Genomic DNA, 3,318 nt, shown 5'->3' on the forward strand with positions numbered 1-3,318 from the left:
AGCGAGTTGGTGCTCGACGTGCTCGACGCGGAGCTGATCGCGCTCGCCTGCGTCACGCCCGAGACGGTGCCGCCCGGCATTTGCGTTTGCGCGGTGCCGGTCGCATTTCCCGCTGCCGTGCTCAGATAAATCTGGTTGAGCGTCTGCGGATATTGCCAGTACTCCGGCGCCACCTCCATCACGACGAAGTACTGATTGAGCGCGTTATAGATGGTCGAGACGGTTCGCTGGCCAAACGCGTCATACAGCACATTGTCGATCTGGTTCGGCGCAAAACCGTAACGCGCCGCCGTAGAGCGGTTGAAATTGACGTAGGTCTGCAGACCGTTTTGCTGCAGGTCCGAGTTCACGTCCAGCACCTCGCCGCGCATCTTGCTGAGTGCGGTCACGAGCTTGGGAGTCCAGGCGAACAGTGCCGTGGAGTCTTCGCTCGTCAGAGTGTACTGGTATTCAGCGGCCGACTGCCGTCCGCCGATCCGCAGATCCTGCTGGGCCTGCATGAACAGCCGTGCGCCCGAGACCGCGTTCAGCTTGGGCCGCAGGCGGTTGACCACCTCGGTGGCGGTTGCATGGCGCTGCGCCAGCGGCTTGAGCTCGACGAACACGTTAGCGGTATTCAGCGCACGGCCGCCGGTAAAGCCGGCCACCGACTGCACCGCCGGGTCCTTCTGCACGATCTCCTGCAACTGGGCGAGCTTCTTCTCCATTGCCGAGAACGAGATGCTCTGGTCGGCGATGATCTGCCCGATCAGAATGCCGGTGTCCTGTTCGGGGAAGAAGGTGCCTGGCAGCAGTTTGAGCAGGAACACGTTAGCCACGAGCAGGCCGATCAGCAGCAGGATGACCAGCAGTGCGTGGTCCAGCGCAGCCGTGAGCGAACGCGAGTAGGCATTTTTGAACCGGTCGAATTGCCCCTCGATCCAGGTGGCCCAGCGCGCGCGCGAATGGCCGGCATTGTTGCGGCTCAGCACGTACGCACACATGGCCGGCGTGACCGTCAGCGAGATCACGAGCGAGATCAGGATCGCGATGGACAGCGTCACCGCGAACTCATGGAACAACAGGCCGACGATGCCCGGCATCAGCAGGATCGGCAGGAACACCGCGATCAGCGAGAGGCTCATCGAGATCACGGTGAAGCCCACTTCGCCGCTGCCTTTCAGCGCGGCTTCCTTCGGACTCAGGCCCAATTCGAGGTGGCGCGTGATGTTTTCCAGCACCACCACCGCATCGTCGACCACGAAGCCGGTGCCGATTGTGAGCGCCATCAGCGACAGGTTGTCGATGCTGTAGCCAAGCAGGTACATCGGCCCGAAGGTGCCGACGATCGACAGCGGCAGCGCCACCGCCGGCACCAGCGTGGCGCGTGGCGACTGCAGGAAGACGAACACTACGCCGACCACCAGCAGCACGGCGATAAACAGCGTGCGCTCCGTGTCTGCCACCGAGGACCGGACCGACTCCGAACGGTCGACGGCGACCTGCACATGGACGCTGTGCGGCAGCGTCGCCTCAATCGAGGGCAGGACGTTGCGGATCTGCGCGACGGTACTGACAATGTTGCTGCCCGGCATCGGATAAACGATCACCAACACCGCCGACTTGCCGTTGTAGAGCCCGGCGTTGCGGATATTTTCGTTGGAATCCCTCACCTGGGCGACGTCGCGCAGCAGCACCGGCGAGCCGTTGCGGTAGGCGACGACAAGGTCCCGGTAGGGCGCCGCCTTCGTAATCTGGTCGTTGGACAACACCACGTAACGCTGGTCGCCCTCGTCGAGGTGGCCCTTGGCGCTATCGGCGTTCGCCGCGGAAATCGCCGCGCGCACGTCTTCCAGGCCAATGCCGTAGCTATTGAGCTTGCCCGGCTGCAACTCGACCCGCACCGATGGCAAGGCGCCGCCGCCCAGCGTTATCTGACCCACGCCGCTGACCTGCGAGAGCTGCTGCTGGATCACTGAATCCGCAGAGTCGTAAAGCTGTGCCTTGGTGAGCGTGTTCGAGGTTAGCGCGAGCACCATGATCGGCGAATCCTCCGGGTTGTACTGGCGATAGGTCGGATTGCTGCGCAAGGTGGTCGGCAGGTCGGCACGCGCCGCCTGGATGGCCGCTTCCACGTCGCGCGCCGCGCCGTTGATGTCGCGGTTGAGGCCAAATTCGACCACGATCATCGACGAGCCGACATAGCTGATCGAGGTCAGCTCTTCGACGTCGGCAATCGTGCCCAGGCGCCGCTCGAGCGGTTCGGCCACGGTCGAGGCCATGTTTTCCGGGCTCGCGCCTGCCATTTGCGCCTGCACCACGATCACCGGGAAGGCGATGTTCGGCAGCGGCGCGACCGGCAGCCGGAAATAGGCGAGCGTCCCCGCGATCAGGATCGCGATGGCCAGAAGCGTGGTCGCGACCGGGCGCCGGATGAATAACGCCGAGATGTTCAAGGCGTGTCCTCCGCCGTACCTGCAGGCGTGCCTTCAGACGGATCCTGCGGTTTGTTGCGATTGCGCCAGCGCCGCGTGCGCTCGGCCATGCGGTCGAAGAACAGATAAATGACCGGCGTCGTGAAGAGCGTGAGAATCTGGCTCAGGGTCAGGCCGCCGATAATCGCGAGACCCAACGGGCGGCGCAGCTCCGAACCCGTGCCGGTGCCGAGCAGCATCGGCAGCGCGCCGAGCATGGCGGCGAGCGTCGTCATCAGGATCGGCCGGAAGCGAAGCAGCGATGCCTCAAAGATCGCGTCTTCGGACGATAGGCCGCGGTTGCGTTCCGCATCTAGAGCGAAGTCCACGATCATGATGCCGTTCTTCTTTACGATGCCGATCAGAAGGATGATCCCGATGATGGCGATGACATCGAGATCCTGGTGGAAGAGTCGAAGCGCAAGTAGAGCGCCAACACCGGCGGAGGGCAGGGTAGAAAGAATGGTGATGGGATGAATGAAGCTCTCATAAAGCACACCCAGTACGATGTACACGGCAACCAGCGCAGCGAGGATGAGCCACGCTTCATTGCCGCCTATGGTCTTGTAAGCTGCTGCCGTGCCTTGCAGGCTACCTTCAACACTGGCCGGCATCTGCAGCCGATCCTTGGTCTTCTCGACAGCATCGACCGCCTGGCTAAGCGAGTATCCGGGGGCAACGTTGAACGATAGCGTGACCACCGGAAACTGGCCCTGGTGACTGATCGTCAGAGGAGACGGCGTGACGGTGAAGCTGCTGACTGCCGAGAGCGGGACAGGCGTAGCAAGCGCTGTGCTGGACGAGCTCGATCCGGAAGATCCGCTATTGCCTTGACTGTTTGAACTTGTAGAGGCCAAGGCGTTGG

1 protein-coding gene and 1 pseudogene are annotated in these 3,318 nt (G+C 62.8%); both read right to left on the bottom strand.

What is annotated here, in order from left to right:
* Positions 1–2,435: efflux RND transporter permease subunit (locus M0954_RS28670; RefSeq protein ID WP_297356871.1), on the bottom strand; the 2,435-nt coding region annotated here is incomplete at its 3' end.
* Positions 2,432–3,229: pseudogene (locus M0954_RS28675) on the bottom strand (efflux RND transporter permease subunit); the annotation flags it as partial. The pseudogene M0954_RS28675 and the gene M0954_RS28670, both read right to left, overlap by 4 nt.
* Between the last annotated feature and the right edge of the window lie 89 nt (positions 3,230–3,318).

The sequence above is a fragment of the Paraburkholderia sp. genome (assembly GCF_026225065.1).
Classification (GTDB): Bacteria; Pseudomonadota; Gammaproteobacteria; order Burkholderiales; family Burkholderiaceae; genus Paraburkholderia.